This window comes from Atribacter sp. (assembly GCF_035418125.1).
Taxonomy (GTDB): domain Bacteria; phylum Atribacterota; class Atribacteria; order Atribacterales; family Atribacteraceae; genus Atribacter; species Atribacter allofermentans.
The window spans coordinates 2,954-6,077 of sequence record NZ_DAOLQM010000128.1; the positions used below are offsets into that span (position 1 = coordinate 2,954).

2 protein-coding genes are annotated in these 3,124 nt (G+C 38.8%); one reads left to right on the forward strand and one right to left on the reverse strand.

Annotation, left to right across the window (positions count from 1 at the left end; all coding sequences use genetic code 11):
• The first annotated feature begins 309 nt into the window (after positions 1-309).
• A complete protein-coding gene (locus tag PLK24_RS07280; protein WP_324477727.1) occupies positions 310-1,815 on the forward strand; it encodes a tetratricopeptide repeat protein in 1,506 nt (501 codons plus the stop codon).
• Positions 1,816-1,824: 9 nt separating this feature from the next.
• Here the strand turns inward: PLK24_RS07280 and PLK24_RS07285 are convergent, their stop codons facing one another.
• Entirely contained in the window at positions 1,825-2,913 is a 1,089-nt protein-coding gene (locus PLK24_RS07285; RefSeq protein WP_324477729.1) for a lysylphosphatidylglycerol synthase transmembrane domain-containing protein, read from the reverse strand.
• Between the last annotated feature and the right edge of the window lie 211 nt (positions 2,914-3,124).

The following is a 3,124-nucleotide window of genomic DNA, read 5'->3' on the forward strand; positions in this document are numbered from 1 at the left end:
AGAATTGACCAGAATGAATATAAAAGAAAGCAAGCTCCGCCGGGATTAAAGGTTACCTCCAAGGCCTTCGGAAACGGCAGACGAATGCCTATTGCCGCTGATTATTCCTACTGAAATCAATCTCAGCAAATAATTTCACCCTCCTTGAATTTTATTACAAATTTGTGGGTTTGAATAAGATATAATGAAAAAAAATAATGAAATGCTTCTGTGGTATATGCCCGAAAATTGAAATAACCAGAGTTCCAGGTAAGCTTAGATTTTTCAGAATACCAACCGTTCAAAGTATGATTAAGAGGAGGGTCAACCATGAGAAAACTTTTATTGATTTCAATGATGATAGTCATTTCTTTGTTATTCGTTCTCTCGACCGGGTGGGTTTGTGCCCAAAACCAATCCTCAGCTGAAAGCAATCAACAGGACCTTGTAGAATTGGGATTGTCCTATTTTCGCTTGGGAATGTTTTCGGATGCTATTCAAACACTAAAAAAAGGATTAGAGGGAAATACAAGTGACAAAACCGGATGGCAGAGCCTGGCTGCTGCCTATCGAGCCCAGGGTTTATATAATGAAGCCGAAGAAACCTATCAATTGGTTTTGCGATTGGATGATAAAGACCCGTGGGTTTGGTTTGAAATCGGTAATCTTTATTATGATATGAGAGATTACCAGTTGGCAATTGATGCTTATGAAAATTCAATTACTCTTAATAACAGCCAACCCGAAGTACAATACAACCTTGGAAATGTATATTACGATCTGCAGAGTTTTGAAAAAGCCCGGGATGCTTATCTCAAAGCTATTGAGATAGTTCCTCGTTATTTCGATGCATTAAACAATTTAGGCAATGTTTATTATTACCTGAATCAAACCGGAGAAGCTGAAAAAGCCTATTTAGAAGCTGCTGCCGCTCAACCAGGAAGTCCCTTGCCCCATTATAATTTAGGCAATATCTATTATCGGGAACGAAAATACGACCTAGCCATTGAGCAATATAAAGAGGCTTTAGATTTAGATCCGGAATATGTTGATGCTTTAAACAACCTGGGAAATGCTCTTTCGGAATTGGGAAATACTGAAGCTGCCATAGAAGCCTACCAAAAAGTGATTGGAATAGATCCTTATTACGCCAATGCTTATTTTAACGCAGGTTTAGCCTATCGAGATTTAGGTGATTCTCAGAATGCTGTCCTTCAATATCAAAAAGCCTTGGAGGTGGTTCCTGATGATGCTGAAATCTATTACGAATTAGGAAACGTCTATTATGATGAGCAGGATTATCAAAAAGCTGTTGAAAACCACAGCAAGGCAGTTGAAGTTGAGCCAGATTATACTGCAGCTTATAACAACCTGGGTAATGCTTATGAAGCATTGGGAAACTATGAAAAGGCATTAGAAGCGTACAGCAAGGCAGTTGAAATTGATCCCAATTACACGACCAGTCTTTATAACATTGCCAACATTTATTATAACCAGGGAAATTATTATAAATCGATCGATCCATTCCTGAAGGTGGTTGAGTTAGATCCCCAAGACTACGAAGCTTGGAATAATTTAGGGAATTCCTATCTTGAAATTGGAAGAAATTTAAACGCTCTCGATTCTTATCGGAAGGCCTTACGAATCAAACCAGATTATGATATTTCCCATTACAACGTGGGATTGGTTTCGTTGAGACTCGATGACAAAGGAACAGCGATGAGAGAATACGATTACTTATTACCGATCAACAAAAAGTTAGCCGATGCTCTGATGGACGAAATTACCGGAAGGTCAAAAGAACTAGAAGCAGAACCTCAAGAATCGAATAATTAAAGGTTGAGTTTACTGTTTTTCTCCATTCATGGCAGCTTTAGCCGAAGGAGCAACCTGAGTTATCTTTTTCCCGATGGTGAAGAGTACTCGGAAAAAAGTAATAGCTCCCACTATCATAGTTGCAAAAAAGGTTATGAAACGCCAGAATAAAATGAATAAGCTAATTTTTTCCGGACCGGTTGAAGAAAGAAAAACCGAACCGATGGAAAGCTCGACTCCTCCCGATGCTCCGGGAGTTGGTAAGAAGCCGAAAACCAAATATAGGGGGATTTGATTGCCCAAAACTTGTTTTAAAGGAACATAAACTCCGAGTGATTGAAGAACGAAAAAGGCAACCGAAAAAAAACATACAAAGTAAAAACTATAACCAACAATGTTTAAGATAAGGTATTGAGGTTTATTGATAAAGAGAATTCGAAATCCATTTTTAAAGTCAGCAAAGAAATCATTCACCCATTTTAAAACACTATCTTCTGAAAATTTGAGTTTTGGGAAGTGCCGATTGGCGAATCTCATTCCCCAGTGTACTAATCGGTAAACCAAGTCCAATCGATTTAAAAAGAAGAAGAGGAGAAAAATCAAAGTACTATAAAAAATAAGAAAAGAATAGAGAAGATGGAGGAGGATGCCTCTTAAGGTGAAATGGACACCGAGAACCAAAACCAAAATTAGCAGAAGAATTAAAAGAGTGACTTGATAGAGGATACCGCAAATAGCGGTCAGGCAGCCGGCTTCACCCCAGGACATTCCGGATCGATTTAATACCAGCATTTCAGCCGGACTTCCACCGGTAGCGGAGGGAGTTATAGCAGACATGAAATAGCAGGATAATACCCCGGTCAGGCTATTCCGATAAGAAATCGGTTTTCCCCAGGCACGAGTGGTGAAGAATAAACGAAGGGCATCGATTAACCAGGCAGCGATGATTGAAACAAAACCCCCAACCAGCCAGATTGGTTGGAATTGAGAGAAGTCAATTGATACTCCCCGAAAGGATAAAATTAAAAAAATTGCAATAATGGTTCCTAAACTGATGAAAACCGAGATGAGGATTTGTTTGATAAGCTTTTGAGGATTGTAAGTTTGTCCGTCTGACATTTATTCATTCTCCTGTATTCTGCCTCAGAAACCTTGATGGTTATTTATTCATCGGTGGTGGAAATCAGAATTCTAAAAGATTGTACCCTAACAAGTTTCTAACGAAAAGCCCCTTTGAAGAATTTTGTAAGTGATGATGGAGTTTGAATGAGTAGGAGTTTTTCTTATAGTTGAACCTCTGATGATTGTACATTTAGAGAGTATGGCTGGC

Excerpts from the sequence above, each read along its gene's own strand:
- PLK24_RS07280 (WP_324477727.1), top strand. The coding sequence starts at position 310 with ATGAGAAAACTTTTATTGATTTCAATGATGATAGTCATTTCTTTGTTA.
- PLK24_RS07285 (WP_324477729.1), bottom strand. The coding sequence starts at position 2,913 with ATGTCAGACGGACAAACTTACAATCCTCAAAAGCTTATCAAACAAATC.